Source organism: Pseudomonas sp. GM78, assembly GCF_000282475.1.
GTDB lineage: Bacteria > Pseudomonadota > Gammaproteobacteria > Pseudomonadales > Pseudomonadaceae > Aquipseudomonas.
The window spans coordinates 82967-109175 of record NZ_AKJF01000120.1; the positions used below are offsets into that span (position 1 = coordinate 82967).

Below are 26209 nucleotides of genomic sequence, written 5' to 3' on the forward strand. Positions count from 1 at the left end.
GCTTGTTGATACTCCGGCGCAATGTGCGCCGCCTGGGCCGCGCGCGGCCGCCGTTTTTTCGGCGACTGCGTGGGCCAGGCGGTGCGACTGACTACTGGCTGGAGCGTTGAATGACTTGGTTTAAACGCAGCGATTCGTCTGCGAAAGGTTTCGATTGGGCAGGATTTCTCTGGTTGTTCCTGTTCTTCTGGTATTTTTCCGGCATCACCCAACTGCTGATCCAACTGACTGGCACCTCCGGTTTCACCGGTTTTCGCCAGGCGTTCGTGATGAGTGCCATCTGGCTGGCGCCGATGCTGCTGTTCCCCCGCCAAACCCGAGTGATGGCCGCGGTCATAGGCGTGGTGCTGTGGGCGTGCTCGATGGCCAGCCTCGGTTACTTCTTCATCTATCAGCAGGAATTCTCGCAAAGCGTCATCTTCATCATGTTCGAGTCGAACGTGTCCGAAGCCGGCGAGTACATGACCCAGTATTTTGCCTGGTGGATGGTCCCGGCTTTCCTCGCGCACACCGCGGTCGGTTACTTCCTGTGGACACGCCTGCGCCCGGTGTACCTGCCTCGCGCCAAGGCACTGGTGGCGGCCACCGCCATAGCGGTCGGCGTGATCGGCTATCCGCTGGTCAAGCACACCTTGCGTACCGGCAGCTTCGCCGAAGGCTTCGAGAAATTCGAAACCCGCATCGAGCCGGCGGTGCCATGGCAGATGGCCGTGGCTTATCACCGCTACCTCGATACCCTGGCCAACATGCAACAGATGCTGCACAGCGCGAGCAAGGTTGCGCCACTGCACAACTTCAAGGATTCGACGGCCAACCAGCCCGCGACCCTGGTGCTGGTGATTGGCGAGTCCACCAACCGTCAGCGCATGAGCCTGTACGGCTACCCTCGGCAAACCACTCCGGAACTGGACAAGCTCAAGGACCAGCTGGCGGTCTTCGATAACGTCATCACGCCGCGCCCGTACACCATCGAGGCGTTGCAACAGGTGCTGACCTTCGCCGACGAAGAAAACCCTGAGCTGTACCTGTCCACGCCGTCCCTGGTCGCCATGATGAAACAGGCCGGCTACAAGACGTTCTGGATCACCAACCAGCAGACCATGACCAAGCGCAACACCATGCTCACGACCTTCTCCGAGCAGGCCGACGAGCAGGTGTACCTCAACAACAACCGCAACCAGAATGCCGCCCAGTACGATGGCGACGTGATCGAGCCGTTCAACAAGGCCCTGACCGACGCGGCACCGCGCAAGCTGATCGTCGTGCATCTGCTCGGCACGCACATGAGCTACCAGTACCGCTACCCTGCGACCTTCGACAAGTTCAAGGACCGCAACGGCGTTCCGGCCGGTGTACGGGACGATCAGCTGCCAACGTACAACAGCTATGACAACGCCGTGCTGTACAACGACTTCGTGGTGTCGAGCCTGATCAAGGACTTCGCCAAGTCCGACCCGAACGGCTTCCTGTTCTACCTCTCCGACCACGGTGAAGACGTGTTCGACTCCCCGGGCCATGGCACTCTGGGGCGCAACGAGAACAAGCCGACGGCGCCGATGTACACCATCCCGTTCATGGCCTGGGCCTCGCCAAAATGGAAAGAAAGCCACGACTGGAACTTTGGCGCTGACCTGGAGCGTCCCTACAGCAGCTCGCACCTGATCCATACCTGGGCAGACCTGGCGGGCCTGAGTTTCGATGAACTCGATCGCACCAAGAGCGTGGTCAGCGACAGCTTCAAGGCGCGACCTTTGCTGATCGGTAACCCTTACGAGCGGCAACAGCGGCCATTGATCGATTTCAGCCTGATTAAGCCAAAAGCTGCGCCAGTCTTGCCTGAAGTCGTACAAAAATAACCGTTTTCAAGGCTGTACTCCCTGTGGGAGCGAGCCTGCTCGCGATGACGCCAGGTCAGTCGACATCAATGTTGAATGACACGCCGCTTTCGCGAGCAGGCTCGCTCCCACAGTTGTTTTGTGTGGCAGGAACACCCCACAAAATAATAATTATTCTCGTTTACCCCTAAATCCCTCCCCCCTCCTTCGTCTTTGCATAAACGGATTTTTCCCTCGACGACAAGGAGTCGGCTGCGATGTTCGCGCCTATCACCCGTTCCATGACTTTTACCCTTGGCCTGTGCGGTGCCGCACTGAGCCCGGATCTGCTGGCTGAAACCGAGACCGAAAGCGCCCCGCTGGCGCCAACCCTCGTGCTCGGCGCCACCAACGTCACCGCCCAGAGTCTGGGCAGCACCACCGAAAATACCGATTCGTACACCACCGGGGCCATGAGCACCGCCACCCGCCTGAACCTGTCGATCAAGGACACACCGCAATCGGTATCCGTGGTCACGCGCCAGCAAATGGACGATTTCAAACTCGGCAGCCTGTCCGAAGCCATGAGCCAGACCACCGGCATAGTGGTCCAGCACAACGACTCGGACCGGGTCAGCTATTCCTCGCGCGGCTACACCATCAACAATTTCCAGATCGATGGCATGTTGAATACCTTCAGCTACATGAAGTCCGATTCCGACACCATCATCTACGACCACATCGAAGTGGTACGCGGTGCAACGGGCCTGACCACAGGCGCAGGTGATCCTTCTGCCACCATCAACATGGTGCGCAAACGCCCCACGTCGCAGTGGGAAGCCAAGAGCGGTGTCAGCGGCGGCAGTTACGACGATTACTACAGCTACCTGGACGTCGGCGGCCCGCTGGCGTTCGACGGGCGCCTGCGCGGTCGTGGGGTGGTGGCCTACCGCGACAGCGATTCATACCGGGACAAATACCAGCAGCAACGGGAAGTCGGCTACGGTGTGCTCGAGGCCGACCTGACTGACGACACCCTGCTGGCTGTGGGTTACGACTATCAGAACAAGCACGTGCAAGGCACGTCCTGGGGCACGGTGCCGTACTGGAACGCCGACGGCAGCAAGGCCAACCTTGGGCGCTCGACCAACATGGCCACGTCCTGGAGTTCCTGGCCGCTCAAGGACAAGACCGCGTTTGCCAACCTCGACCACCAGCTCGGCGGCGGGTGGCAGCTCAAGGCCGCCTACACCCACCGCGAAAGCGACACCGACGGCAAGATCTACTACGCCGGCGGTGGCTTCCCCGAGGCGGACCGCAGCGGCATGGTCGCCAACGTCAGCCACATGATCGGCACGCAAAAAATGCAGGCCTATGATTTCAACGTGTCCGGCCCCTACACGCTATTTGGGCGCGATCACGAAATGATGGTGGGTTATGGCGAAGCCGAGCGCCGCGAGGATTCTCCTTACACGGTGGATGGCCCGCGAGCTGCAGATTATGAAAATGTCCCTGACTGGAAATACATGGGCAACATCGGCAAATTCCCCGACTCCGTTACCAGCCTGACAGGCTCGAAAGACTATACCCGGCAGAAAGCCGGCTACCTGGCCACGCGCCTGAACCTCACCGACGAACTGCACGCCGTGCTCGGCAGCCGCTATGGCAGCTGGAAAACCTCGACCACCACCAACAGTTACGACGACAACCTGCAACTGAACGGCATCGATCACAGCAGCCAGCAACAAAACGACATGTGGACGCCCTACGCCGGCCTGCTTTACGACTTGACCCCGGAGTACACCGTTTACATCAGCTACACCGATATCTTCAAACCGCAGACGGTGCGAGACAGCAGTCGCAAATACCTTGAACCTGTGGTCGGCAGCAACTATGAACTGGGCCTCAAGGGCAGCCTGCTGGAAGAACGATTGAACCTGGCCACCGCGTTGTTCTGGAGCAAGCAGGACAACGTCGCGGAACTGGACGACTCGGTGCCGCCGGACCCGGTGACCGGCGAGGAGTTCTATAAATCCAGCGGTAAAGGCAACAAAGTGCAAGGCTTCGAAGCCGAGCTGTCAGGCGAGGTCATGGAGGGCTGGAACATGACCGCCGGTTACACCTACACCCATTCGGTCGACGGTGAAAAACAGCGTATCAACACGGTCCAGCCGTTGAACATGTTGCGGTTCTCCACCGCTTATCACTTGCCCGGCGAGTGGCAGGCGCTGACCGTTGGTGCTGCGCTGAATTGGCAGAGCGACATCTATCGCGGCGCCAATCGCCCTGTCGGTCGCCGCGCCGATAACAGCATCATCACCGAGCGCACGAACATCCAGCAGGAGGCCTACACCGTGGTCAACCTGATGTCGCGCTACGCATTCGACCGACACCTGTCGGCCTCGTTGAACGTCAACAACCTGTTCGACAAGAAGTACTACGACAACGTCGGGTTCTACAACGGCGTGTATTGGGGCGACCCGCGCACGGTGACCCTGAGCCTCGACTGGAAGCTCTAGAGTTATTAATTCCCATTTAACCGAATCGGCGGATAATGAGCGTTCGACTTTGATTCATTGACTCATGGACGAAAGGCATCCGACATCTGTAAGTGGGAGGCACACCATGAAAAGATCCACCTTGATCCTCGCGGTCCTCATGACACTGGGTTCTGCCAGCGCCTTGGCCGAAGGCGGCGCCGAACGCATGCGCTACTACTACGCAACCCTGCACTACAACCAGCAAGTGGCGCTGGGCAACATCACGCCAGAGCAGGCAAAAGAGCTGCGGGTGCCGGACGATCAAACCGCGCAAATGACCGAGTCCTATCGGCCGAAATGATTGCTACACCTCTGACCGTTTGCTCTTCGGTCAGAGACTTCTGTTGGGCGTCCTGATGGACGCCCTTTTTTTGCCCGGATTAAAGCGGCTTGATCCAGAACATCATGCGCCCGTGTGCCGGATCGAACTCGCCCGGGGCAAAGCCGAACTTGCTGTAGGACGCCTGCGCTGGCGCATTGCCTTCCAGCACCTCCAGGGTGATCTTGCAGCAGCCGCGCTGGCGGGCGATGTCCTCGACCTTGTGCAGCATCCGCTGGCTCAGGCCCAGGCCGCGGAACTTCGGCACCACCGCCACGTCGTGCACGTTGACCAATGGCCGGCAGGCAAAGGTCGAAAAGCCTTCAAAGCAATTGATCAACCCGGCCGGCTCGCCGCCGACAAAGGCCAGAACGCTGAACGCATGGGGGCGCTTGGCCAACTCACCCGGTAGATGTTCCAGCACCGTGGCAGGCAGGGAATGACCACCCCCCATTGGATCTTCGGCGTAACTGTTCAATACCAGGCCAATCGCCTCGGCGTGCACCGGATTGGTATAGCTGGCTTGAAGCACAAGAATTTCTGCGGAATCCATTTCCATCCCCGATCACATGAAGTAGTCCCGATACGTAGGCATCGGACTACGACCCTATCCTGAGCGTCATGTGTGTTGCAAGATCAAAAGATCGCAGTGTAGGAGCTGCCGCAGGCTGCGATCTTTTGATCTCAATGCCCCCAGATCAGCGCTTCAGTCCATCCCAGCTCGGCAAAATCCTCAGCCCGCAGGTGCGACTCGCCGGCACAGAAAAACTCGTCCAGCTGCGGCGGCTTGACCGACGTGCCGCTGAGCATCGCGTGGACCTGCCCGCGATGATGAATCTGATGCTCGAAAAGATGCGACAGCAGGCGCAAGCGGCTGTCGTATTGCGGTGTGTCCCGGGCGATGGTCACGATCTTGCCCAAGTCGGTGTCGCGCATTTGCTCGCAGTAGGCAATCAGGCGTCGGTCGACCTGCGCCTGTTCGCGCTTGAGGTCGACGGCCTGGGTAAACGGCTCGTCATCCTTGAAGAACAGGTAGCAATCAGGATGGGGATCGTCACCGCGCAACTCGCGCTCAAGCGCATCCACATAGAACCAGTCGCAGGTCAGGATGTGGTTGAGGGTCGCGCACAGACTGGGAAAGAAGCTGACCCGGGGCGCCGCCAACTGCTCCTGGCTCAACTGGCACCAGGCCTTGGCCAGCCGGTGATTGGCCCAGGCATTCTGATAGGCCATGGTCAACAAATGGTGTGACAGGGGTTGATTCATGTTCACGCCTCCTGGATGTCAGGCCTCGGCAAAACGTTGCAGCTGCATTTCCTGCAGGCGGCTGAGGGTTCGGCGAAACGGAAATTCCAGGTAGCCCTCAGTGTAAAGCGAGTCCATGGGCACCTGCGCTTCGAGGTACAGCGGCACCTTGCGGTCGTAGCACTCGTCCACCAGCGCGATGAAACGCCGTACACCGTCATCGTGCACCGACAACTGCGGCAGTTCGCGGTCGCCTGCCACCACGCGCTCGACCCCGTCTTCAGTGCCCCGGGCAATGCGCCCTGCCCGTTTTTGCGCGCTGAGGTTGGGCACGTCACCTAGAAGAATAGCGCTGAAGGTGTCGCACAGGGCCATGAAATCCATGGCGGCAAAGGGCTGCTCGCAGAGGTCGGCATAACGGCACCAGAGCACGCTCTGGCTGGCCTGCACCACCTCCAGCGAACGATAGCCGACCTTGATCGGCGCGCTGGAAACCACTTGGCCCAGGGTCAGCACCTTGAACACGTCAGCCAGTGCACTGGGCTGTCCGGGCGCCGCCACCCAGTAACGTTGCAAGCCCTGCCCCGGGTGCAGGCGATGGTCTTCGCCGCCGTCCACCGCGATCACCTGCATGTGCTGCTTGATCGCGGCGATGGCCGGCATGAAGCGGTCGCGGTTGAAGCCGTCGGCGTACAGCTGGTCCGGTGGCAGGTTGGAAGTGCAGACCACCACCACGCCCTGCTCGAACATCACCTGAAACAAGCGGCCAAGGATGATCGCGTCACCGATGTCATTGACGAACAACTCGTCAAAGCACAGCACCCGCACTTCTTCGCTCAGTTCACGGGCCAAGGCCTGCAACGGGTCGGCGGTACCGGTCAGCTGGAAGGAACGCTGGTGCACCCAACCCATGAAATGATGAAAGTGCTGACGCCGGGCCGGCACCCGCAGGTGCTGGTAGAACTGGTCCATCAACCAGGTCTTGCCACGCCCGACCGGGCCCCAGAGGTACACGCCCATGATCGGCTTGCGGCCTTCATGCAGGGCCTCGTGGCACTTTTGCAGGGCCCAGACGGCATGTTCCTGGGCTTCGTCCTGGACGAAACCCTTCTGTTCGATCGCGTGCTGCCAGGCGCTGAGGGGAGAGTCGACATTCATGCGCGGCAGTATGCCACCCGTCGACAACGTCTTCTGTGAAATTTCACGCCGCTTGTGCACTTGTCGGGCAAGGGAAAAACGCCTTGACGGCAAATATTATTGGCATCATATTTAATAAATGACGCACAACATTTAAATTCATTCAATCGGTTCCACAGGAGTCTCCCCCATGCATTACAAAGTTTTCGGCCGTAAAACCGGCTTGCGGGTTTCCGAACTGGCGTTGGGTGCCGGCAACTTTGGCACCGGCTGGGGTCATGGCGCCGAGCGCGATGAAGCCAAGCGGATATTTGATGGTTATCTTGCCGCTGGCGGTAATTTCATCGACACCGCCAACGGCTACCAGGCGGGCCAGTCGGAAGCCATGCTCAGCGAATTCATCGCCACCGAACGCGATCATCTGGTCATCGCCAGCAAATACACGCTGGGCACGACGCCGGACGCCGGCATTTCCCACACCGGCAACAACCGCAAGAACATGGTTCGCGCCGTGGAAGAGAGCCTGAAGCGGCTGAAAACCGATCACCTGGACCTGTTCTGGGCACACATGAGCGACGGCGTGACGCCGATGGAGGAGATCCTGCGCGGTTTCGACGACCTGATCCGTGCCGGCAAGATCCATTACGCCGGGCTGTCGAACTTTCCGGCGTGGCGCATCGCCCGCGCCGACCTGCTGGCCGAGGTGCGTGGTTTTGCCCCGATTGCGGCGATCCAGGTGGAGTACAGCCTGGCCGAACGTAGCGCCGAACGCGAACAATTGCCCATGGCTGAAGCCCTGGGCCTGGCCGCGACCCTGTGGTCGCCACTGGGTGGAGGCTTCCTCACCGGCAAATACCGCAGCGGCGATGGCGACAACCGCGCCAGCAAACTGGGGATGTTGGTTCACGCCGAGAAAAGCGCCCGCGAAACCGCCCTGCTCGACACGCTGCTCGCCGTCGCCGAGGAGCTGGGTGCGAGCCCGACCCACGTGGCCATCGCCTGGCTGCGCGCTCAAGCCAGACGCTCGACCACCACGCTGATTCCGATCCTGGGCTCGCGCACCCGTGAACAACTGGATGCGACTCTGGGGGCGTTGAACGTGGAATTGAATACCGAGCAGTTGGCGCGGCTCGAGGGTGTCAGCGATGTGCCCAAGGGCGTGCCCCATGAATCCATTAGTGGGTCGTTTGCGCGGTTCAGCGGGGGTGTAACCCTGGAACTGCCGAAAATCCCGGTGGCCTGATACACGCCCCTTGTAGGAGCGAGGCTTGCCCGCGAAGGGATCGCCTCGGTCCGGCAGTTACACCGAGGTGTCCGGTTCGCGGGCAAGCCTCGCTCCTACAGTCTATGTGCGTGTGTTATTGGTCGACCTTATGCTTCGCCGCATACAGGCACAGCATCTCCATCGCCAGCGTCGCCGCCGCCAATGAGGTGATGTCGGCGTTGTCGTAGGCCGGCGCCACTTCCACCACATCCATGCCCACCAGGTTGATCCCGCGCAAACCGCCGAGAATTTCCAGCGCCTGCACCGTGCTCAAGCCGCCGCATACCGGGGTGCCGGTGCCCGGTGCGAATGCCGGGTCGAGGCAGTCGATGTCGAATGTCAGGTACACCGGGTGGTCACCGACCCTGGCACGAATGGCCTCGACGATCGCATCGACGCCACGCCGATGCACTTGTCGCGCATCCAGTACCTGGAAACCCTGGTGATCGTCGTTGGTGGTGCGCAACCCGATCTGCACCGAACGCGACGGATCGACCAGGCCCTCTTTGGCCGCATGCCAGAACATGGTGCCGTGGTCGATGCGCTTGCCCTCCTCGTCCGGCCAGGTGTCGCTATGGGCGTCGAAGTGTATCAGCGAGAGCGCACCATGCTTGCGCGCATGGGCCTTGAGCAGCGGATAGGTGATGAAGTGATCGCCGCCGAAGGTCAGCATCGCGCTACCCGCACCCAGGATGTGCTCGGCGTGGGCTTCGATACATTCGGGGGTCGACTGCGGCGAACCGTAGTCGAAGTCGCAATCACCAAAGTCGACCACCGCCAGATGATCGAAAGGGTCGAAGGTCCACGGCCAGTGGCGCTCCCAGGCAATCCCGGTGGACGCGGCGCGGATCCCCCGTGGCCCGAAGCGGGCGCCGGGGCGGTTGCTGGTCGCGGTGTCGAACGGTACGCCGCTGACCGCTACATCGACACCGCGCAAGTCGCGGCTGTAGCGTCGACGCATGAAACTGGTGATGCCGGCGTAGGTGCTTTCGGCGGCGGTTCCATAAAGGCTGTCACGGGTGATGGCCTGATCGTTCTGCATGGGGACGTCCATTGAAGGCTCCTTGTTATTGGCGGCTACGGAAAGTGGTCCACACGCGGGTACGCTGGCGCATGTCCTTGAGGCTCATGCTGCGGTCGGCGTACAGGCGCTGACGAATGTCGGCGGGTGGAAAGATGTCCGGGTCGGTGCGCACCGCCTCGTCGACCAGCGGCGTGGCGGCCTGGTTGGCGGTGGCGAAGAACAGCGTGTTGGTCAGCGCAGCGACGGATTCGGGGCGCAACATGAATTCGATGAACTGGCGCGCGGCTTCAGGGTGCGGCGCGTCCTTGGGGATCGCCAGGTTGTCCTGCCACACCAGGGTGCCTTCCCTGGGAATCCGGTAGGCGATTTCATAGGGTTTGTTGGCCTTGCGTGCCTGATCGGCGGCCATGCTGGCGTCGCCGTTGTAAGCCAGGGCCAGGCAAACGCTGCCATTGGCCAGGTCGTTGATCTGCCGGCCGCTGGCGACGTACAGCACCGAAGGTTGCAGTTGATGCAGCAACGCTTGCGCCGCGTCGAGGTCCTTCTTGTCGGTGCTGTAGGGATCCTTGCCCAGGTAGTGCAACGCCAGGCCGATCACCTCCTGGGGTGAATCGATGATCGCAACGCCGCAGTCTTTGAGCTTGCTGGCGTACTCGGGCTTGAACAACAAGTCCAGGCTGTTGAGCGGCACGTTCGGCAGGCGTTTCGAGACCGCCTCGACATTCATCCCCAAACCCAGGGTGCCCCAGGTATAAGGCACGCCATATTGATTGCCGGGATCGACCGCAGCGAGTTTCTCCAGCAAGTCCGGATCAAGGTTGGCGTAGCCCTTCAAGCCTTCGTGGGCAATGGCTTGCAACGCACCGGCCGCCAGGCCACGGGCCAGGACGCTGGACGACGGCACCACCACGTCATAACCACTGCCGCCGGTGAGCAATTTGGTTTCCAGCACTTCCGGCGCATCGAAGGTGTCGTAGCGCACCTGAATACCGGTTTCCTGTTCGAAGCGCTGCAGGGTTTCGGGGGCGACGTAATCGGCCCAGCTGTAGAGGTTGACGACTTTGTCCTCGGCCTGGGCCGCGGCGGCCATGGCGAGGAACAGCGTTGGGACACAATACTTGAGCACGGGAGCCATGACGCACACCTGACCTGAGGAAGTGGTTGCAGGATGCGTCCTCGGTTACATTGGTAAAATATAAAGATTGTTAACCTGACATTATCTCGGAGTAATGTTTGATGCTCGGCCAACTGCATGACCTGGACCTGCAACTGCTGCGCCTGTTCGTCAGCGTGGTCGAGTGCGGCGGTTTCAGTGCAGCCCAGGGTGAACTGGGCCTGAGCCAGTCGAGCATCAGCCAGCAGATGGCCAGACTGGAGACCCGTCTCGGTTATCGCTTGTGCAGCCGTGGCAAGGGCGGCTTTCGGATCACACCCAAAGGCGAGCAATTGCTCAACGCGACGCGCAGCCTGTTCCAGTCCATCGAAGCGTTCCGTCATCAATCCAACGGCGTGGCCGGGCGCTTGATCGGCGAGGTGCGCCTGGGATTGTCCGAAGCGCTGGACCAGTCGGTGCTGCAGCGGGTGGCCGAAGCGATCCAGCGCTTTCGCGAGCGTGACGAGTCGGTACGCATCGAGTTGATGAGCGCCATGCCGGGTGACATGGAACGTTTGTTACTGCAGCAACGGCTGGACCTGGCCATCGGCTATTTCTCGCAGATCCAGAGTGCGTTTGACTACCGCCAGCTGTTTACTGAAACCCAGCACCTGTACTGCGCCGTTGGCCATCCGCTGTTCACCGATGAGGCACCGGACGACCAGGCACTCCAGGCCTGCGACCGGGTCGATCACCCCTACCGCTTCCTGCGCAGCGACGAGCCGTTTCAAGGAAAAGTCTGCTCGGCGCGCTCCGAACAGGTCGAAGGCACCCTGGCCTTTATCCTGTCCGGCAAGCATGTGGGGTATTTGCCCAGTCACTTTGCCCGCAGTTGGGAAGACAAGGGTTTGCTGCGGCCGGTGCGCCGCGATGGCTTGAGTTTCGAGGTGGCGTTTCACCTGGCTCGCCATCGCGCCCAAGTGCCGGGGGATGCGCAGATGGCCTTTGAAGAGGATTTGCTCGCGGCGTTTACCTGAGGATTTTGCTTTTGCCGTGGCTGGATCGTTCTGGCATCCTGCGCCTCCTTTTTCTGACCCGGCCCCGCCTCCCGGCGTACAAACCACCATGACTTCCCCTGAAAAAAACCCGCGCCACAGCGACTTGCTCTACGGCCTCGACGACCGCCCGCACCTCACCGCCACGGTGTTCGCCGCCCTGCAACATGTACTCGCCAGCTTCGTCGGGATCATTACCCCGACGCTGATCATGGGCAGTGCCCTGGGTTTGCAAAGCGAAATCCCCTACCTGATCAGCATGGCGCTGTTCGTCTCGGGCCTGGGCACCTTCGTCCAGGCGCGGCGCTTCGGTCCGGTGGGTTCGGGCCTGTTGTGCCTGCAAGGCACCAGCTTCTCGTTCATCAGCGTCATCCTCAGTGCCGGTTTCATGGTCAAGGCCCGGGGCGGCGGCACCGATGAAATCCTCGCGACCATCTTCGGCGTGTGCTTCTTTGCCGCCTTCATCGAAGTGGTCTTGAGCCAGTTCATCGGCAAGCTGCGGATGCTGATCACCCCGGTGGTGACCGGCACCATCATCACCCTGATGGGCCTCTCGTTGATCAAGGTCGCCATGACCGACATCGCCGGCGGCTTCGGCGCCCCCGACCTCGGCGCGGCCAGTCACCTGGGCCTGGCGGCCCTGGTGCTCGGCACCATCGTGGTGTTGAACCGGGTCGACGTGCCATTCCTGCGCCTGGGCGCGATTGTCATCGGCCTGACCCTCGGCTACGCCGTCGCCTGGCTGCTGGGCCACGTCGATTTCGCCAGCCTGCCGGCCGTGCCGCTGATGAGCGTGCCGGTCCCGTTCAAGTACGGCTTTGCCTTCGACTGGGTGGCGTTCGTCCCGGTGGCGGTGATTTTCCTGGTATCACCGTTGGAAGCGGCCGGTGACCTGACCGCCAACTCGATGATTTCCCGTCAACCGGTCAAGGGCCCGGTGTACATTCGCAGGATCAAATCCGGCCTGTTGGCCGACGGCCTCAACTCGGCCATGGCGGCGGTGTTCAACAGCATGCCGATGGTGACCTTCGCGCAGAACAACGGGGTGATCCAGCTGACCGGCGTGGCCAGTCGCTATGTGGCATTTTTCATTGCCGGCCTGCTGGTCCTGCTGGGGTTGTTCCCGATGATCGGCGCCGTGCTGCAGTTGATGCCCAAACCGGTGCTCGGCGGTGCGGAGCTGGTGATGTTCGGCACCGTCGCCGTGGCCGGGATCAAGATCCTCGCCGAAGCCGGCTTGCATCGACGCAACATGCTGATCGTGGCGATTTCCATCGGCATGGGCCTGGGGGTGGCGGCCGTGCCGGAAGTGTTGCGCGAACTGCCCAAGGCGCTGCACAACATCTTCGAATCGCCGATTACCGTGGGCGCGTTGTGCGCTATCGTGCTGAACATCTTCCTGCCCGAGGAATTCATCGAGCTGGAAGAAGACGATTTCGATCCGGAAGCCTCGATCCTCCAGGTCATGGAAAACCCGGATGTGCCGGCCAAGGCTGAGCCCGCCACGCCTGCGGTTGTCGCACAGTTGAGCCGCTGAGCCATCTGGTTATGTGTTGAACCGGACGCCGGGCTTGGCGCGTTCATCCACGCTCAACTCGAATACGTCGGGACGCGCGTAATGGCCGACGACGTCGTAGTCGTAGCGCGCGCGGATCAGGTCGTCGGTGTTGATTTCAGCGGTGAGCAGTCCGCGTTCGCCGCGTAGCGGTCCGGCCAGCACGTCACCCATCGGCCCGACGATCACACTGCCGCCAGCAATCAGCGGCCGATCCGACGGCCAGTTGGCGATCTCCATGCCCAGGGCTTGCGGCGAGTCCTGGACCTGACAGGCGCTGACCACAAAGCAACGCCCTTCATGGGCGATGTGGCGCATGCTCACCTGCCACATCTCCCGCTCGTCCACCGTCGGCGCGCACCACACCTCCACGCCTTTGGCGTACATCGCCGTGCGCAGCAGCGGCATCATGTTTTCCCAGCACACCACCGCGCCGATCCGTCCGACCTGGCTATCGATCACCGGCAAGGTCGAGCCATCGCCCTTGCCCCAGATCAGTCGCTCAGTGCCCGTGGGCATCAGTTTCCGGTGTTTGCCGACCAGTCCGGCCTGCGGATCGAAATACAACGCGGAGCAATACAAAGTGCTGCCGGCACGTTCGATCACACCGATCACCAGGTTTGCGCCGGTACGCGCCGACAGCCCGGCCAACGCTTCGGTTTCCGCGCCAGGCACATCGATGGCGTTGGCGAAATAACGGGCGAACGCTTCCCGGCCTTCCGGCAGTCGATAACCCAGTTGCGTGCCGAACCCCTCGCCCTTCGGGTAACCGCCGAGCAACGCTTCGGGCATGACCACCAGCGCCGCACCGGCATCCACGATTGCGTTTTCGTACGAGAGGATCTGCTCCAGGGTTTCGGCCTTGCCGCCAGGCAGTGCGCCGATTTGCAGTGCAGCAACGATTGACTTGGGCATAACAGTAACTCCATTCGAATCGGGTGTTGCTCATTCTCAGGCGCTACCTGATCATGAATAAAGCCCCGTTCACTGCTGAATGATATGAACCCGATGAATATCGCCACCGTCGACCTCAACCTGCTCAAAGTCTTCGAGGCCTTGCACGAAGAGTCCAGCGCCAGCCGCGCGGCGTTGCGCCTGGGCGTCACGCAGTCGGCGGTGAGTGCGGCGTTGCGCCGGTTGCGCGAGGTGTATGGCGATCAGTTATTCGTACGCACCGGCCGAGGCCTGGCGCCGACGCTCAAGGCCAATCAGCTGAAACCGGTGGTCAGCGACGCACTGAACAAATGCCGGCAAAGTCTGGCGATGGTCGATCCGGCTGCCCATCACTATGAAGGCCGTTCAGTCACGGTGGGCATGTCGGATGATTTCGAAATCGCCTACGGTCGCCGCTTGATCGAAGAAATCGCCCGTTGCGCGCCAAAGTTGCGGCTGATCTTCCGCCAGACCCACAGCCAGATCGTCGCCCAGGCGTTGATGGATCGCAGCATCGACCTGGCAATCACGGCCGGCGGCTTTGCCGAACGCTTGCTCAGTCGACAGGTATTGGCTGAAGGCGATTATCTGTGCCTGGTTGACCCGATGAGCCTGGCCCCGGGACAGCAAACCATCGACCTTGAAGAATTCGTCGCCCGTGAACACATCCTGGTGTCATCGGGTGGCTTTATCGGGATCACCGATGAGGGATTGGCCACGTTGGGCCTGAGCCGGCGGGTGTGCGCGTCGACCACGCATTTCGCGGCGTTGCCGCATCTGCTCAAGGGCAGCCAGGCGGTGGCGACCATTCCGGCCCATGCCGCCCGAAGCATCGCAGCGCTCAGCGGCCTGGCACTACTGCCCTGCCCTTTGGCGCTGCCGCGTTATCCGATCGAACTGGGTTGGCGCACCAGTACACAACTCGATCCGGTGGTGTTGAAAGTGCGTGAGGCGATTGTCGCGAGCTTTGCGTAGCTCTGCGTTATTTGGCCGCCATCAATCGATTGACTTCACTTCGCACCATATTCGAGAACTCCGGTGGCGACATGCCGTCCAGCTCGGCGCGGACCCACTCGGCCCATTTGCCCTTGCGCTTGGCGCGCTCGCCGAACAGGCGTGCGGCTTCGCCCTTGGCCTTGCCCAAATTGTTCTGCCAGAGTTCGAACAGACGGGATTTCTCGTCTTCCAGCGCTGCGCGCTCGGCAAGGGGTTTGTCGGCCAGATTGAAACTCATGGGAAATTACCTGCTGCGTAAATAGGCTACATCTTACACTGTAGGTAGAAATGTCCTGCGCTGGATTTTTCAACAGGATGGCGTCCGCCCGCAAGATCACTGCAACTTTTTCCGTCACGCCGGACTCCATTGTTCAATGCCCATTAACTGCAAGGAGTCACCCAATGGCCCGCAAAACCGCCGCACAAGCCGCCGAAGACCAGATCAAGGACCAGGCTTTCAGCGAACTTCAGTCACTGATTGAAGAGTCGGAAAAACTGCTCAAGAGCAGTGCGTCACTGGTCGGTGAAGAGGCGGACACGCTTCGCGGACAAATCGCCCAGAAACTCCAGCAGGCACGGGACTCGGTCACCAGCGTGCGCAGCCGGACCCTGCCAGCGGTCGAAGCCACTGAAACCTACATTGGCGGGCACCCATGGCAGACTGTGGCCATTTCCGCAGGATTTGGGTTGGTCGTGGGCTTGTTGCTGGGCCGCCGGTAAGCCGGCGGTATCACAATTGAAATACGGTCCCTGTAGGAGCGAGCCTGCTCGCGATGGTCGTTAACGAAGACGCGTGTCTACTGGTTAAACACGGCGCTTGGAAGTCCATCGCGAGCAGGGCTCGCTCCTACAATTAGAGCCCCGCCAACTCCCGCAAACTCGCCAGCGTATCCGCATCCAGCTGGATGCCGCCCGCGTCAGACTTGGCCCGCTGATGATGCCGCCGATCCCCCGGCAACCGCTTGAGCCCCACACCGTGCATCTGCCGCACCAGTTCCTGGCTGCGCTCGGCAAAGCTCTGTCCGGCCGCCTTGCTCGGATCGATCACGATCAACAGTTGGCCGGTCCACGGGGTCTTGGCCCCCGGGTGGTTCTTCCAGTCGAACTCGAACGAGAAATTGCCGCCGGTCAACGCCGCCGCCAACAGCTCCACCATCATCGACAGCGCCGAACCTTTATGCCCGCCAAATGGCAGCAGCGCGCCGCCCTCCAGGATCGCTTTCGGATCCTGGGTCGGTTGACCAAGGCCGTCGACGCCCATGCCCGCCGGCAAGCGTTCACCCTTGCGCGCGGCGATCTGCACATCGCCATGGGCAATCGCGCTGGTCGCCAGGTCGAAGACAATCGGCTCACCGCCTGCTCGCGGGGCGGCGAAGGCAATCGGGTTGGTGCCGAACAGCGGGCGATCGGCGCCGTGCGGCACCACGCAGGTCATGCTGTTGACCACGCTCAACGCCACCAGCCCTTCATAGGCGAACGGCTCGACGTCCGGCCACAACGCCGCGAAGTGATGGGAGTTACGAATTGCCAATACCGCAATGCCGGCACTGCGCGCCTTTTCCACCAGCAAGGCGCGGGCGGCGGCGAGCGCCGGTTGGGCGAAACCATTGCCGGCGTCGACCCGGACAAAACCCGAGGCCACGTCTTCGACCACAGGCACGGCCTGGCCATTGACCCAGCCGCTTTTGAGCGTCGACACGTAGCCGGGAATGCGGAACACGCCATGGCTGTGGGCGCCATCGCGTTCGGCACCGGCGCAGTTGAGGGCCAGTGTTTTGGCGACCTCGGCGGAGGTGCCGTGACGAACGAAAATGCGTTCGAGCAACAGCACCAGAGAATCAAAATCCAGGGTTGAGTTGGCCGAACTGACTGCCATTTCAGGCGAAGCGGTCATCTGAAGCTCCAGTTTTATTGTTAGAGGCGGGCAACACGTCGATTAAGTGCTTTCTTACCGGCATCCTGTCAAGTCTCTCGCGCAAGCAATATGTACCGCACCCCGCCTTTTCCCCGCCCCTACTGTTGCCCCTCGACCCAACGACCTGCGCTGAACACCGTCGCAGCCCATCGAGGAAACACCATGACGACAACTGCACTGCCGTATTTTTTTGACGACGCCTTGTCTGCATCCACTGCCATGCAACTCGGCGAACGGGAAACCGCGCTGGGCTTTACCCTGGACGATCTGGACTGGCTGAACACGGTTTATCTAGCGACCCAGGCAGCCCGCAAAGCCCATGAAAAACCGATGCAGGCCTTTCAGCTGCTGTTGTCTTTGGCCGCAGAGACCGGCAAACCATTGGCCGGTGCCTTTATCATGAGCCGGCCCAACGATGGCGAAGTCATGCTCTACACACCGTGGAAAGGTTTGAGCAAATTCGCGGGTATGGCCGAGCTCAAGAGCAAACTCAAGGAATGGTTAGCGCAGGCCACTGGAAAACGTGAACTGTTGCGGTTCCTCTCCATCGAACAACGCCTGCCCTTGGTCGCCGCCACGGAGCTCGACATCGCTACCCGCGAAATCGAAGGCGCGGTATTCGCAGATCAGGAACTCACGCTCAAGCAACAGCAGGAAAAAAACCTCGAGGCGATGGCGGGCGAGCTGGTCAAGATGCCCACCTTGCAATCAACACTGGACGACCTCCCAAGCCTGATTGAGACATTCTGGAACACGCCCATGGACAATGGCTTGGCGCGCCAGGCTTTTTTTGCCGAGGGCCTGCGCGACACTTTTCACGCGAAGCTGTTGTACCAGCGCCAACAGGGCACTGTGACGACAGAGCAATACCTGCAACTGATGAAGGTCAGCCTCGCCCCAGCCACGGGCGATCACCTTCGCATTGAAAAAGTGCGGATCACCGCCCCCCTCAAACCTTTCGCGGAACTTGCCTCGACCTTGATGATCGGCGGCGCGAACACCCTGGGTTTCCTTTACAGCCCGTCCCGAGGCATCGACGTCACAAGCAACCTGTCGGCGGTGAAAACAATCCTGCGACAGATGCTCAGAAGCGAAGGCCATGAAGAGACGCTGCTCAACTTCATGTCACTGGACGAACGCAACACCTTTACTGCACTGGAACCGAACGATTGGGTGCTCGTCGGTCAGCCCGTCGTCGGCGCGGTGTTTACAAGCGTGATGGCTGACATCATCGATAAACAACGGCAAAACCTCAGCCATGCCTTGAACCTTTACCGTGAAAGCGAAGGCACGCAGGACCCTCATGCCTTGCTCGACAATGCCCTGGACGTCCGGGGGTTGATCGATCAGCGCTTACTGCTGCAGGGCAGCGCAGGACGCTGGAGCACACGCCCGGACCGACGCGTGAATGCGCGACCGGCCACGGTGCGCGGCGAGTCGGCCAAAACGGAGCTCTCGCTGCTGGGCTCGGTCGAACAGGCGCTCGATCAACGTCTTGAAAAACACCCGACCATTCCCACGACAGCCCAGACATTCTCCGAGGTGCGAAACCTCGTCAGTTCATCATTGGCGGATTTGCAGTCAAGTTTTACCCATACCCTGGCAACGGCACTGCGCAGTGAATTGAAGCTTCGCGCCGTCTCACGCACCCTGGGTGCGACGGAACAGGCGATCATCAAAACCGTGCTCGATACGCCTACACGCGTGCAACGCGCGGCGTTGAACGGTTTTTTTCCGGAGGTCTTCTCCCTCGCGTTGAAGGCTGGCGCGGCTGCAAGCCCGCTGAAACTGGCCAGTTGTTTCGTCCTGACCGAACGGGGCGGCCTGGATCCGGTGCATTCGGGCAAGGCCATCCTGTGGACGCCGGCACTGGGATTTGAAGCCTTCAAGGCACTGACGCCGCTCAAGGACGAACTGGAACGTCGCCTTGAGGACGACAATCATCGTTGCATGCTTCTGGAGAACCTCGGTCGCAGCGAACGATCGCCAGGCAAGGCCTACACCCTGGCGCCGCTGCAACAGGTCCATGGGCATTTTCTCGACAACCTGCAAAAACCCTTCGTTGATCTGGACCAGGCCTTCGTCACCCGTGCACTGGCCACCCCGCTCGCCCCCGCACCACTGACGAACCTGCTTAATCTGGTGGCCCTGCGCGAGCCCATGACCGGGCTGAGTCATGCGACCGACATCGCCCAGTCGCTGATCACCCAGCAAAAACTGCCGGTCTGGCTGGCCAAGGCGCCGATCAAAGAGCTGATCCTGCATGGCGAACTGCTTGAGCAATACCGGAACAACGTCAAGGACGACGAGGATTACCTCACCGGCATCCGCTCATTACCGCGCACCGCCCACCATGAGCTGGAACAACAACTCAAGGCAGACGGTTTCAACCTTGATCCGGACAAGGTCCAGGTCGAGATCGCGAGCCCCTGGTCTGCGCCCCGCAACCAGACCCTGACCGAGTTTGCGCTGGCGCATCTCAAGGACCTGGACACGGTTTCCCTCAAACTGACGTCGCTGGACACTACGGACCTTCCAGAGGGCATGAACGAACGTTATATCAAAGACCTGATACGCGACCTGAAACCCGGTGAACATCAGCAGAAAATACTCAGCGCGGCCCTTGCAGACACCGTGGCAAACGCCGATCGCAGGCAGCGTTTTTACAGGCAATTGCCTTGGCAATTGATGCACCTCGCCCACGTGGAAAAACTGCAGGAGCGCCTGAGCGAAACCGGGTTCGACCTGATCCGCCAGGTCATGGACATGCCTGATGCCATCGCCCGTAAGGCCGTCGAGGGGGCCCACGCGATCATCCGCCCCCTGGAGTTGCTCGGCGTCCGGAGCGGACAAGCGGTCAAGGTGCCAGGCGTCTATCTGATCGGTTCATCGGCCGACAGCACCGCGCCGCAGGTGCTTGTCGCCCCTCACAGTCCACGACACGGGATAAAGGAGTACGCCAGCGAAACCCAGCTGCTGGTAGAACTGAAGTCGCGCGGTGCTCTGTTCGATTGGGTCCTCATGAACCTGAGGAATCTTGATCGGTTTTCGCTGGAGACACGGATGGCAACGCGCGGCAACCGGCCTATACGAGCCGGGTCAGTGGCCACGGAGACCGAGGTCACGCTGGCGTCCAATCCAATCAAGGGCCACCTGTTCGGGCACTTGTTCAATGACAATGCCGCGTTGTTGGGCCGGTTGCTCGGTTGTCAGTCCGATGACAGGAAACAGAGTCAATGGGCAACCATCAAGCACGTTCTGGGTGAAGACCTGCACGCGGCGTATTCGTTTTTCATGGGCAAGCTCGCCTACCCTGTCACGGTGTACCACAGCTACCTGGACATCAAACAATCCGCCGAAGACCTGCAAACGCACAAATGGGGTGCGGCCATCAGGGCGTTCGTCAGCGGCATCGCTCAACTCGCTTCGTTGCGCCAATCGCTGGACACTCACGCGCTGTCGACTTCCACGTCGACCGATGCGGAGCAAGAAAAACCCGAAGCTGCCTGCAAATGGCAGGACATCAAGGTCACCGCCCCCGAGCGCACAAACTTACAGCGCCATGAAAGCCCCAACGTCGACCTGGGCTCGCTTAAGCCCGACTCAACACCCGGGCTCTATGCGCACCCGACGACCAAACAACTTTACGGGCCGGTGGAAGGCAAGGTCTTTCCGGTGGCCAAACGCGGCACCCGCTGGCGCATCGCCAGCCCCAGGAAGCTCGGCCCTTATCTGCGGCAAAACACATCGAAACAGTGGGTGCTCGACCGCAAAGCACCGAAGCCGCAATTCAGCCTTATGAGTCGGCTGGATACCCTGGCATCGGTTTGGGACGGCATGAACGTCGACGCCCGTGGAGTGCCGCAGATTCGACGTATTTTCCCGCACAAGGCCAGGCAGATCGACCAGGCGCTGGACCAGGCAACGAGTTATGCCTGGACCTGCTTTCAAAACCTGCAGTTGCTGAACAACGCCGACGACACGGACACCCCCGTGCATCAACTCATCAAGCGTTTCATCGATGTGGAAGAGGTGCTGCCCGCGCATGTGGAACAGCTGGAAAAGGTCGTGGGCGATATCTTTACCGCCTTGCTGGACCCCACACTCAGAAAGGCCAAGTCCGATCGCTTTGTCGTCGGCAGGGTAATCGACAGCGCAGACAGTACATTCGGTTTTATCGTACCAAAGGACAAAACGAAGACGATCTATCTGGGAGAACGATTCTTCGACCCCGGCTTCGAGCATTACCGCCAACATCTTTCCGACACCACGTTCCCGATCCACACGCATGCCCGGGCGATAACGCTCCTGCATGAGCTTTCACACATTGCTTGTAAAACCGAGGACATTTCCTACCTGGATCCTGGTAGACCCTTCCCCGACCTGATCGGCACGGCCAGCGCAACCGCCATTGCTCTCAAGGATGCATTGACCGATGTTCAGAACACCGCACTGGCAAAAGAGACGCCTTACACTCGATTGTTCATGACTCAGGACCCCGACACCGGCGAGTGGGAAGACCCGGGAAGTACCCTATTTGAAGATACCGATCGGATAAAGGCGCATATTCTGGCGTTGACCGGCGCAGACAATCTGGCCGGCGCTCGCGATAAATTCAAACATGACTCACTGACCCGTCTGGCGGTACAACTTGGGAATGCCGACAGCGTAGCCTGGTTAATCAGTCATCTCGGACGCGAGCTACACGTCAATACACCTTGACTGCGGAAAATAAACAGCCGTTTGATGGGTAAATGCCATGACGGCTGTTCTCGCCGACTGCCCTCAAGGTTAGAATGCGGGAAATCAGGATGAGTCAATGACCGACAGCCCACTCTCACAAGCCCAGTTTGACGCCATCACCGAGGCCGCCGCGCATTGGTGCATGCGCCTGCATGCACCTGACTGCACCGCTGCAGAGCGGCAGGCATTCGAGCAGTGGCTGGATGTTCATCCGCTGCACCTGGTCGAATACGAGGCCATGCTGGAAATCTGGGACGTTGCAGGCGACCTGCCGCGCCCCGAATCCAGCATTGTGCCAATGGTTCGCCCCACCCGGACACCCTGGCGCACTGTCGGCATGGCGGCGGCCGTGTGCGCACTGGCGTTGCCGTTGGCGGCCTACAGTGGCTGGAATCTGGGGTGGCTGCCCGATTCGTACCAACACTTCGAGGCGACTGACAATGTGCGCCAAGTCACCTTGAAGGACGGCAGCCAGGTCGAACTGAACCTGGGCAGCGAGTTGACCTACAGCAACTACAAGGATCGACGCCAGGTCACCCTGGGCAAAGGCGAAGCCTTCTTCAGCGTCAGCCACGACACGTCCCACCCGTTCGTGGTCAAGGCGGCCGAAGGCCGGATCCGGGTCACCGGGACAAAATTCAATGTCTGGATGTATGAAGACCAGGTCAAAGTGAACCTGATCGAAGGCTCGGTACTGGTCAGCAGCAACGCTGACCTGCCGGGGGACGGCTTGCGGCTCGGCCCTTCGATGCAGGCGAGCTATGGCCATGGCGACTACATCCCGCGGATCAGCCAGACCTACGACAACGATAATTCGCTGGCCTGGCGCAGCGGCAAACTGGTGCTCGACGACCTGGCGCTCAACGATGCCCTGCCGTTGATCAACCGTTACCTGGAAAATCCCCTGGTGGTCGCCGACAACAGTACCGGCGCAATCCGCATCGGCGGCATCTACAACATCAAGGAACTCAATACCCTGGTGACGTCCCTGCCCAAGGTACTGCCGGTCTACCTGACCCGTAACAAGGACGGCAACCCGGTCCTCAACTCGATTCCGCAGCAAGCCCCGAAAAGCTGAAGGCCGCCACCCTTGCGGGGTGCGGCCTTCATGTCTCGATCAAATACACACTAACCTAGTGAGCCGCCACCTTGGCGTCCTGCTCGCGGATGGTCTGCACCTGATAGTTCGCATCGGATTTGATTTGCTGCTCGGTGAACGGCAACACACTCAGCTGTTTCTTCGAAAACGCCAGCGTCTGGTCCCGGGCGTATTTCGAGGCCGGATCGCTCGACAGCGAGAACGCCAGCAGCCCCTTCGCCTGCGGGCCCTTTTCATCGAACGTCACCACTTGCAGATAGCTGGTGCCGCTGACCACTTCGCGTTTGCCGTCGGTTCTGGGCACGCTCTGGATGGCGTTGTAGACGCCCAGCGTACCCGGCCCACCGTGGATCGGCGTTTGCACTCCGCCGCTGCTGACCACCTGGACATCGCCCCAGCGCGTTTCCTTCTTGAGCCCTGACGCGTTGACCTGCTCGACCGATGCCAGCATCGCCTGGCGCAGCGCCTGCGCTACCGGCGGACGATCAATCGCCAGGCCACGCGGCGTGTGCTGCGGATCCAGCGGATCGAACGCCACGCGCCAGACATCAGGCATCTGTTCCAGCGGTTCCATGACATTCTGGAAATGCACGAAGCCCACGCCGCTGTCGAGATTGGCCTTGCGATCCCAGGCCTTGAAGCTGGCACACAGCGGCGCCAGCGCCGGCGCATCGGTACCCAGGTCGCCCGCGCAGAATTGCAAAAGGTCCGGCATCACCTGCGCCGCCTGATACACCTGATCATCCATCACCATGTGCTGCAGATCCGCCGCCGCAATCGGCCCGGACTTGGCAAGTTTACCCAGGCGATCGAGGGCGAACCGCGCGCGCAGGCCCAAGGGTTGGCTGTCCTGGCTGATCAATGGAGAGTAGCCGGTGAGCGGCTGCGCCGGGTTGGCCATCCATGCCGAATCATTGGAATGCTGCACGAAGTCCTTGCGCAGCAATTGCGGCAATTTGTTCGCGGCATAGATGCCTTTTTGTGCAGCTTGCGGGTCGATGTCCCAGGCGCAGGCGCTGTTCGAACCGTCGAGGACGATCATCTGCAAGCCGATCCGTGGATCACTGCACTGCGCGAGTTTTTCGCTGCTGACGTTCGGCACCACCGACAGGTTCATGTACAGCGTTTGCCCCTGCTCGTCCGCCGCCAGGGTGTTGACCCAAGGGATGCCCTGGATTTCATGGACCGAGGCCTGGAATTCCTTGAGGCTACCGGCACGGTTCATCGCGTACCACTGCTGCAACACCCGGTCATTGTCCAGGTTGGCGTCGCGCAGGCTGTAGGCGAACTGGTTGTCCCACTCCAGTTTGCCGGGCCATTGCACGATCGGACCGAATTGCGAGCTGTACACCACGTGGGACACCGCCTTGACCGAGCCGTCCGACTGTTTGAGGTCAACCGTCAGTGTCTGTTTGTGCATCGGCAGGGACTCGCCGTCGAGCAGGTAATGGGTCGGGTCCTTGGGATCGAGTTGCAGCCGATACAGCGTGAAGTGCTTGGACGAATCCACGGTGTGGGTCCAGGCCAGGTGCTGGTTGAAACCGATATTGATCAGCGGCAATCCCGGCAGCGCGGCGCCCATGACATCCAGTTTGCCAGGGATGGTCAGGTGCATCTGATAGAAGCGCATCCCGCCGACCCACGGAAAATGCGGGTTGGCCAGCAACATGCCACGGCCATTGAACGAGCGCTCACTGCCCACGGCGACGGCGTTACTGCCGCGATCGAGGGCGAAGCGCTGCATACGCATGTCGGCCACCTGGAACGCTTTTCCTTTGCCTTCGTTGCCCGCAACCGCCGCCGGCGGCGTCGCGCCCGCCAAGGCTTCGGCAAACTGCCCGACGCCACCTTCCACCAACAGGCGGCGGGTCAGCTTGACCAGATCCATCGCGGTGATCTCCCGAACCCAGTCGCCCTGGCACTGCTGCGGCAAGCCCTGGGCCCGACGTTCGCCCAGGGAGCGGTTGTAGCCGGCCACATAACCTTCCATCAGCTGCCGTACTTCCGGGGTTTGCGCCTGCCAGAAGGCGTCGACGGCCTGCGGGGTGTTCAACCAGGTGAAAAACAGATCGCTGACGCGGTTTTCACGCTCGTCGACGGTGAACTGGTCCGGGCCGAAAAACCGTGAGCGTTGACCGTTCACCGTGGCGATCTCATTGGCCAGCAAACACAGGTTATCCTGAGCGTAGGCATAGCCAATGCCGTAACCGAGCCCGCGCTCGTTCTCGGCCCGAATATGCGGCACACCGAAACTGGTCCGGCGGATATCGGCACTGGCCTGCTCAGGCTGACTGCGCGCATTCGCCGCAAGACTCAGCCCCAGGCACACACCCGCCAGGCTCACCCTGGCTAACTGGCTGGAAATAATCACACTCGCTCCTGATCGAAAAACGATGGTCACAGTTCTGCGTACACACACGCACTGCGCATCCTTTTAGGGACGAAGCAAACGACAAAAATTTAGGAGACTGGATGGCGGTCCCGGACCGCATTTCAAGGGCACCTTACACAGCGGTCACATCATGACGACGAAATTTCTACATTCAAGTCTTCATGATTTGGGTCGCTCATACGTCTTAATAGGTAAGAGCGCCCAATTTTTCCCGATCAGGCTCTGAACAGGAGTTTTTGCAATGTACAACTCGCAACTGCCAACGGACGGTAGCAACGCGCCAAAGGGCACTTCCATTGGGGTCGGTGTTTTCGACCAGCGTACCGAGCGCCACGGCAACGAGCGGATCCGCATCCTGCTCAAGAGCTTTGGCCTGCGAACGAGTCTGATTCGCTTGAAAGTCATCGACGCCCTGCTCTCGGCCGCCGAGAACGACCGCAGCCTGGGCGTGCGCGGCGTACACACTCACTTGCTGGAACTGGACATTCCCCTGTCGTTCCTGAGTGTGCGCGAAGTGTTGAAACGCTTGTGCAGCGAAGGCGTGATTGTCCTCAATGCGGACAAGAGCTACAGCCTTCACCCGCGAGCTGCCGCCCTGCTGCACAACGACTGATCGAGCCAGGCCCGGGGCTGCCGCTCAGGGCTTGACCTTGCGGCGCATCACGCCGTTGATGACCACCACGACCACCGCCACGCCAATGGCGATGTACTGGAACAGTTTTTCACTGATGACGCCGGTGTTCTGCAAATACGAAAGGCCAAACATGGTCCCCAGTACCACGAGGGAGATCAGAATCGAGTATTTCAAACGTTGCGACTGAGTCATTGGCAATTCCTGAACCTGAAAAAATGTATCTGTTGTGTATACGCTTGCGTGCCCGGGCTCCTGCCCTATGGCGGGGATGGGCGGTGGCAAACGGGGGGTTATGTTACAGCCGATGAAGATTTTTAGCTTTATCGCAGGGACTGGGGCCTGACAGCTGGCCCTTTTTTCGGTGTACATATCCATTCCTGCGGTAACGGCCACTTAGGGTTTCGCCCTTACGGCGACTCACTTTTTCAAACGCCGAAAAGTAAGCAAAAGG

At 60.6% G+C, this 26209-nt stretch carries 21 protein-coding genes; 11 read left to right on the forward strand and 10 right to left on the reverse strand.

All coding sequences use genetic code 11. From position 1 onward, the window contains the following. Nucleotides 1-110 precede the first annotated feature (110 nt). The 3 genes from PMI35_RS12545 to PMI35_RS12535 all read left to right on the forward strand — a co-directional run bounded on the left by PMI35_RS12545 (nucleotide 111) and on the right by PMI35_RS12535 (nucleotide 4655). Complete coding sequence (locus PMI35_RS12545) at nucleotides 111-1856, forward strand: phosphoethanolamine transferase CptA (RefSeq protein ID WP_008061378.1); 1746 nt, start codon at nucleotides 111-113, stop codon at nucleotides 1854-1856. Nucleotides 1857-2092: 236 nt separating this feature from the next. Continuing rightward, nucleotides 2093-4333 (forward strand): TonB-dependent siderophore receptor, encoded by a 2241-nt coding sequence (locus tag PMI35_RS12540; protein WP_008061380.1) that lies wholly within the window; start codon nucleotides 2093-2095, stop codon nucleotides 4331-4333. Between the two features lie 106 nt (nucleotides 4334-4439). Next, nucleotides 4440-4655, forward strand: a complete 216-nt coding sequence (locus tag PMI35_RS12535) for a hypothetical protein (protein ID WP_008061382.1) — start codon at nucleotides 4440-4442, stop codon at nucleotides 4653-4655. A 79-nt stretch (nucleotides 4656-4734) separates the two neighbouring features. Here the strand turns inward: PMI35_RS12535 and PMI35_RS12530 are convergent, their stop codons facing one another. The 3 genes from PMI35_RS12530 to zapE form a co-directional block, all read right to left on the reverse strand. Next, on the reverse strand, nucleotides 4735-5226 hold the full coding sequence (locus tag PMI35_RS12530) for a GNAT family N-acetyltransferase (RefSeq protein ID WP_008061384.1): 492 nt from the start codon (nucleotides 5224-5226) through the stop codon (nucleotides 4735-4737). 131 nt (nucleotides 5227-5357) lie between these two features. Next, nucleotides 5358-5939, reverse strand: coding sequence for a DinB family protein (locus PMI35_RS12525; RefSeq protein ID WP_008061386.1), 582 nt, complete (start codon nucleotides 5937-5939; stop codon nucleotides 5358-5360). 18 nt (nucleotides 5940-5957) lie between these two features. Next, complete coding sequence (zapE, locus tag PMI35_RS12520; RefSeq protein WP_008061388.1) at nucleotides 5958-7076, reverse strand: cell division protein ZapE; 1119 nt, start codon at nucleotides 7074-7076, stop codon at nucleotides 5958-5960. Nucleotides 7077-7245: 169 nt separating this feature from the next. On the opposite strand from zapE, the gene PMI35_RS12515 reads away from it, so the two are divergent. Then, on the forward strand, nucleotides 7246-8298 hold the full coding sequence (locus PMI35_RS12515) for an aldo/keto reductase (RefSeq protein WP_008061390.1): 1053 nt from the start codon (nucleotides 7246-7248) through the stop codon (nucleotides 8296-8298). 115 nt (nucleotides 8299-8413) lie between these two features. On the opposite strand, the gene speB is transcribed toward PMI35_RS12515, so the two are convergent. Then, nucleotides 8414-9373 (reverse strand): agmatinase, encoded by a 960-nt coding sequence (gene speB, locus PMI35_RS12510; protein WP_008061394.1) that lies wholly within the window; start codon nucleotides 9371-9373, stop codon nucleotides 8414-8416. A gap of 13 nt (nucleotides 9374-9386) precedes the next feature. Then, complete coding sequence (locus PMI35_RS12505; protein WP_008061395.1) at nucleotides 9387-10478, reverse strand: polyamine ABC transporter substrate-binding protein; 1092 nt, start codon at nucleotides 10476-10478, stop codon at nucleotides 9387-9389. Between the two features lie 101 nt (nucleotides 10479-10579). Here PMI35_RS12505 and PMI35_RS12500 point away from each other — a divergent pair, with 101 nt between their 5' ends. Both PMI35_RS12500 and PMI35_RS12495 read left to right on the forward strand, forming a co-directional pair. Continuing rightward, complete coding sequence (locus PMI35_RS12500) at nucleotides 10580-11473, forward strand: LysR family transcriptional regulator (protein WP_008061396.1); 894 nt, start codon at nucleotides 10580-10582, stop codon at nucleotides 11471-11473. Nucleotides 11474-11561: 88 nt separating this feature from the next. Further along, nucleotides 11562-13028: a nucleobase:cation symporter-2 family protein gene (locus tag PMI35_RS12495; RefSeq protein WP_008061397.1), complete on the forward strand. Its 1467-nt coding sequence runs from the start codon at nucleotides 11562-11564 to the stop codon at nucleotides 13026-13028. A 9-nt stretch (nucleotides 13029-13037) separates the two neighbouring features. On the opposite strand, the gene PMI35_RS12490 is transcribed toward PMI35_RS12495, so the two are convergent. After that, complete coding sequence (locus PMI35_RS12490; RefSeq protein WP_008061398.1) at nucleotides 13038-13961, reverse strand: carbon-nitrogen hydrolase family protein; 924 nt, start codon at nucleotides 13959-13961, stop codon at nucleotides 13038-13040. An 84-nt stretch (nucleotides 13962-14045) separates the two neighbouring features. Between PMI35_RS12490 and PMI35_RS12485 the strand changes: the two genes are divergently transcribed. Continuing rightward, complete coding sequence (locus PMI35_RS12485; protein ID WP_008061408.1) at nucleotides 14046-14954, forward strand: LysR family transcriptional regulator; 909 nt, start codon at nucleotides 14046-14048, stop codon at nucleotides 14952-14954. Nucleotides 14955-14961: 7 nt separating this feature from the next. Here PMI35_RS12485 and PMI35_RS12480 read toward each other — a convergent pair whose 3' ends face one another. Further along, nucleotides 14962-15213, reverse strand: coding sequence for a hypothetical protein (locus PMI35_RS12480; RefSeq protein ID WP_008061409.1), 252 nt, complete (start codon nucleotides 15211-15213; stop codon nucleotides 14962-14964). A gap of 164 nt (nucleotides 15214-15377) precedes the next feature. On the opposite strand from PMI35_RS12480, the gene PMI35_RS12475 reads away from it, so the two are divergent. Beyond that, a complete protein-coding gene (locus tag PMI35_RS12475) occupies nucleotides 15378-15695 on the forward strand; it encodes a DUF883 family protein (protein WP_008061411.1) in 318 nt (105 codons plus the stop codon). Between the two features lie 133 nt (nucleotides 15696-15828). On the opposite strand, the gene PMI35_RS12470 is transcribed toward PMI35_RS12475, so the two are convergent. After that, a complete protein-coding gene (locus PMI35_RS12470) occupies nucleotides 15829-16869 on the reverse strand; it encodes an Ldh family oxidoreductase (protein ID WP_008061413.1) in 1041 nt (346 codons plus the stop codon). A 183-nt stretch (nucleotides 16870-17052) separates the two neighbouring features. Here PMI35_RS12470 and PMI35_RS12465 point away from each other — a divergent pair, with 183 nt between their 5' ends. After that, entirely contained in the window at nucleotides 17053-21612 is a 4560-nt protein-coding gene (locus tag PMI35_RS12465) for a dermonecrotic toxin domain-containing protein (RefSeq protein ID WP_008061416.1), read from the forward strand. A 97-nt stretch (nucleotides 21613-21709) separates the two neighbouring features. After that, the gene (locus PMI35_RS12460) at nucleotides 21710-22711 is read left to right on the forward strand and encodes a FecR family protein (RefSeq protein ID WP_008061418.1); all 1002 of its coding nucleotides are present in this window, start codon (nucleotides 21710-21712) and stop codon (nucleotides 22709-22711) included. Nucleotides 22712-22766: 55 nt separating this feature from the next. Here PMI35_RS12460 and pvdQ read toward each other — a convergent pair whose 3' ends face one another. Next, complete coding sequence (gene pvdQ / locus PMI35_RS12455) at nucleotides 22767-25103, reverse strand: bifunctional acylase PvdQ (protein WP_008061420.1); 2337 nt, start codon at nucleotides 25101-25103, stop codon at nucleotides 22767-22769. Between the two features lie 262 nt (nucleotides 25104-25365). Between pvdQ and PMI35_RS12450 the strand changes: the two genes are divergently transcribed. Then, the gene (locus PMI35_RS12450) at nucleotides 25366-25737 is read left to right on the forward strand and encodes a hypothetical protein (RefSeq protein WP_008061422.1); all 372 of its coding nucleotides are present in this window, start codon (nucleotides 25366-25368) and stop codon (nucleotides 25735-25737) included. A gap of 24 nt (nucleotides 25738-25761) precedes the next feature. Here PMI35_RS12450 and PMI35_RS12445 read toward each other — a convergent pair whose 3' ends face one another. Further along, nucleotides 25762-25950, reverse strand: coding sequence for a hypothetical protein (locus PMI35_RS12445; protein WP_008061425.1), 189 nt, complete (start codon nucleotides 25948-25950; stop codon nucleotides 25762-25764). Between the last annotated feature and the right edge of the window lie 259 nt (nucleotides 25951-26209).

Coding starts and splice junctions, on each gene's coding strand:
- PMI35_RS12545 (WP_008061378.1), top strand. CDS start 111: ATGACTTGGTTTAAACGCAGCGATTCGTCTGCGAAAGGTTTCGATTGG.
- PMI35_RS12540 (WP_008061380.1), top strand. CDS start 2,093: ATGTTCGCGCCTATCACCCGTTCCATGACTTTTACCCTTGGCCTGTGC.
- PMI35_RS12535 (WP_008061382.1), top strand. CDS start 4,440: ATGAAAAGATCCACCTTGATCCTCGCGGTCCTCATGACACTGGGTTCT.
- PMI35_RS12530 (WP_008061384.1), bottom strand. CDS start 5,226: ATGGATTCCGCAGAAATTCTTGTGCTTCAAGCCAGCTATACCAATCCG.
- PMI35_RS12525 (WP_008061386.1), bottom strand. CDS start 5,939: ATGAATCAACCCCTGTCACACCATTTGTTGACCATGGCCTATCAGAAT.
- zapE (WP_008061388.1), bottom strand. CDS start 7,076: ATGAATGTCGACTCTCCCCTCAGCGCCTGGCAGCACGCGATCGAACAG.
- PMI35_RS12515 (WP_008061390.1), top strand. CDS start 7,246: ATGCATTACAAAGTTTTCGGCCGTAAAACCGGCTTGCGGGTTTCCGAA.
- speB (WP_008061394.1), bottom strand. CDS start 9,373: ATGGACGTCCCCATGCAGAACGATCAGGCCATCACCCGTGACAGCCTT.
- PMI35_RS12505 (WP_008061395.1), bottom strand. CDS start 10,478: ATGGCTCCCGTGCTCAAGTATTGTGTCCCAACGCTGTTCCTCGCCATG.
- PMI35_RS12500 (WP_008061396.1), top strand. CDS start 10,580: ATGCTCGGCCAACTGCATGACCTGGACCTGCAACTGCTGCGCCTGTTC.
- PMI35_RS12495 (WP_008061397.1), top strand. CDS start 11,562: ATGACTTCCCCTGAAAAAAACCCGCGCCACAGCGACTTGCTCTACGGC.
- PMI35_RS12490 (WP_008061398.1), bottom strand. CDS start 13,961: ATGCCCAAGTCAATCGTTGCTGCACTGCAAATCGGCGCACTGCCTGGC.
- PMI35_RS12485 (WP_008061408.1), top strand. CDS start 14,046: ATGAACCCGATGAATATCGCCACCGTCGACCTCAACCTGCTCAAAGTC.
- PMI35_RS12480 (WP_008061409.1), bottom strand. CDS start 15,213: ATGAGTTTCAATCTGGCCGACAAACCCCTTGCCGAGCGCGCAGCGCTG.
- PMI35_RS12475 (WP_008061411.1), top strand. CDS start 15,378: ATGGCCCGCAAAACCGCCGCACAAGCCGCCGAAGACCAGATCAAGGAC.
- PMI35_RS12470 (WP_008061413.1), bottom strand. CDS start 16,869: ATGACCGCTTCGCCTGAAATGGCAGTCAGTTCGGCCAACTCAACCCTG.
- PMI35_RS12465 (WP_008061416.1), top strand. CDS start 17,053: ATGACGACAACTGCACTGCCGTATTTTTTTGACGACGCCTTGTCTGCA.
- PMI35_RS12460 (WP_008061418.1), top strand. CDS start 21,710: ATGACCGACAGCCCACTCTCACAAGCCCAGTTTGACGCCATCACCGAG.
- PMI35_RS12450 (WP_008061422.1), top strand. CDS start 25,366: ATGTACAACTCGCAACTGCCAACGGACGGTAGCAACGCGCCAAAGGGC.
- PMI35_RS12445 (WP_008061425.1), bottom strand. CDS start 25,950: ATGACTCAGTCGCAACGTTTGAAATACTCGATTCTGATCTCCCTCGTG.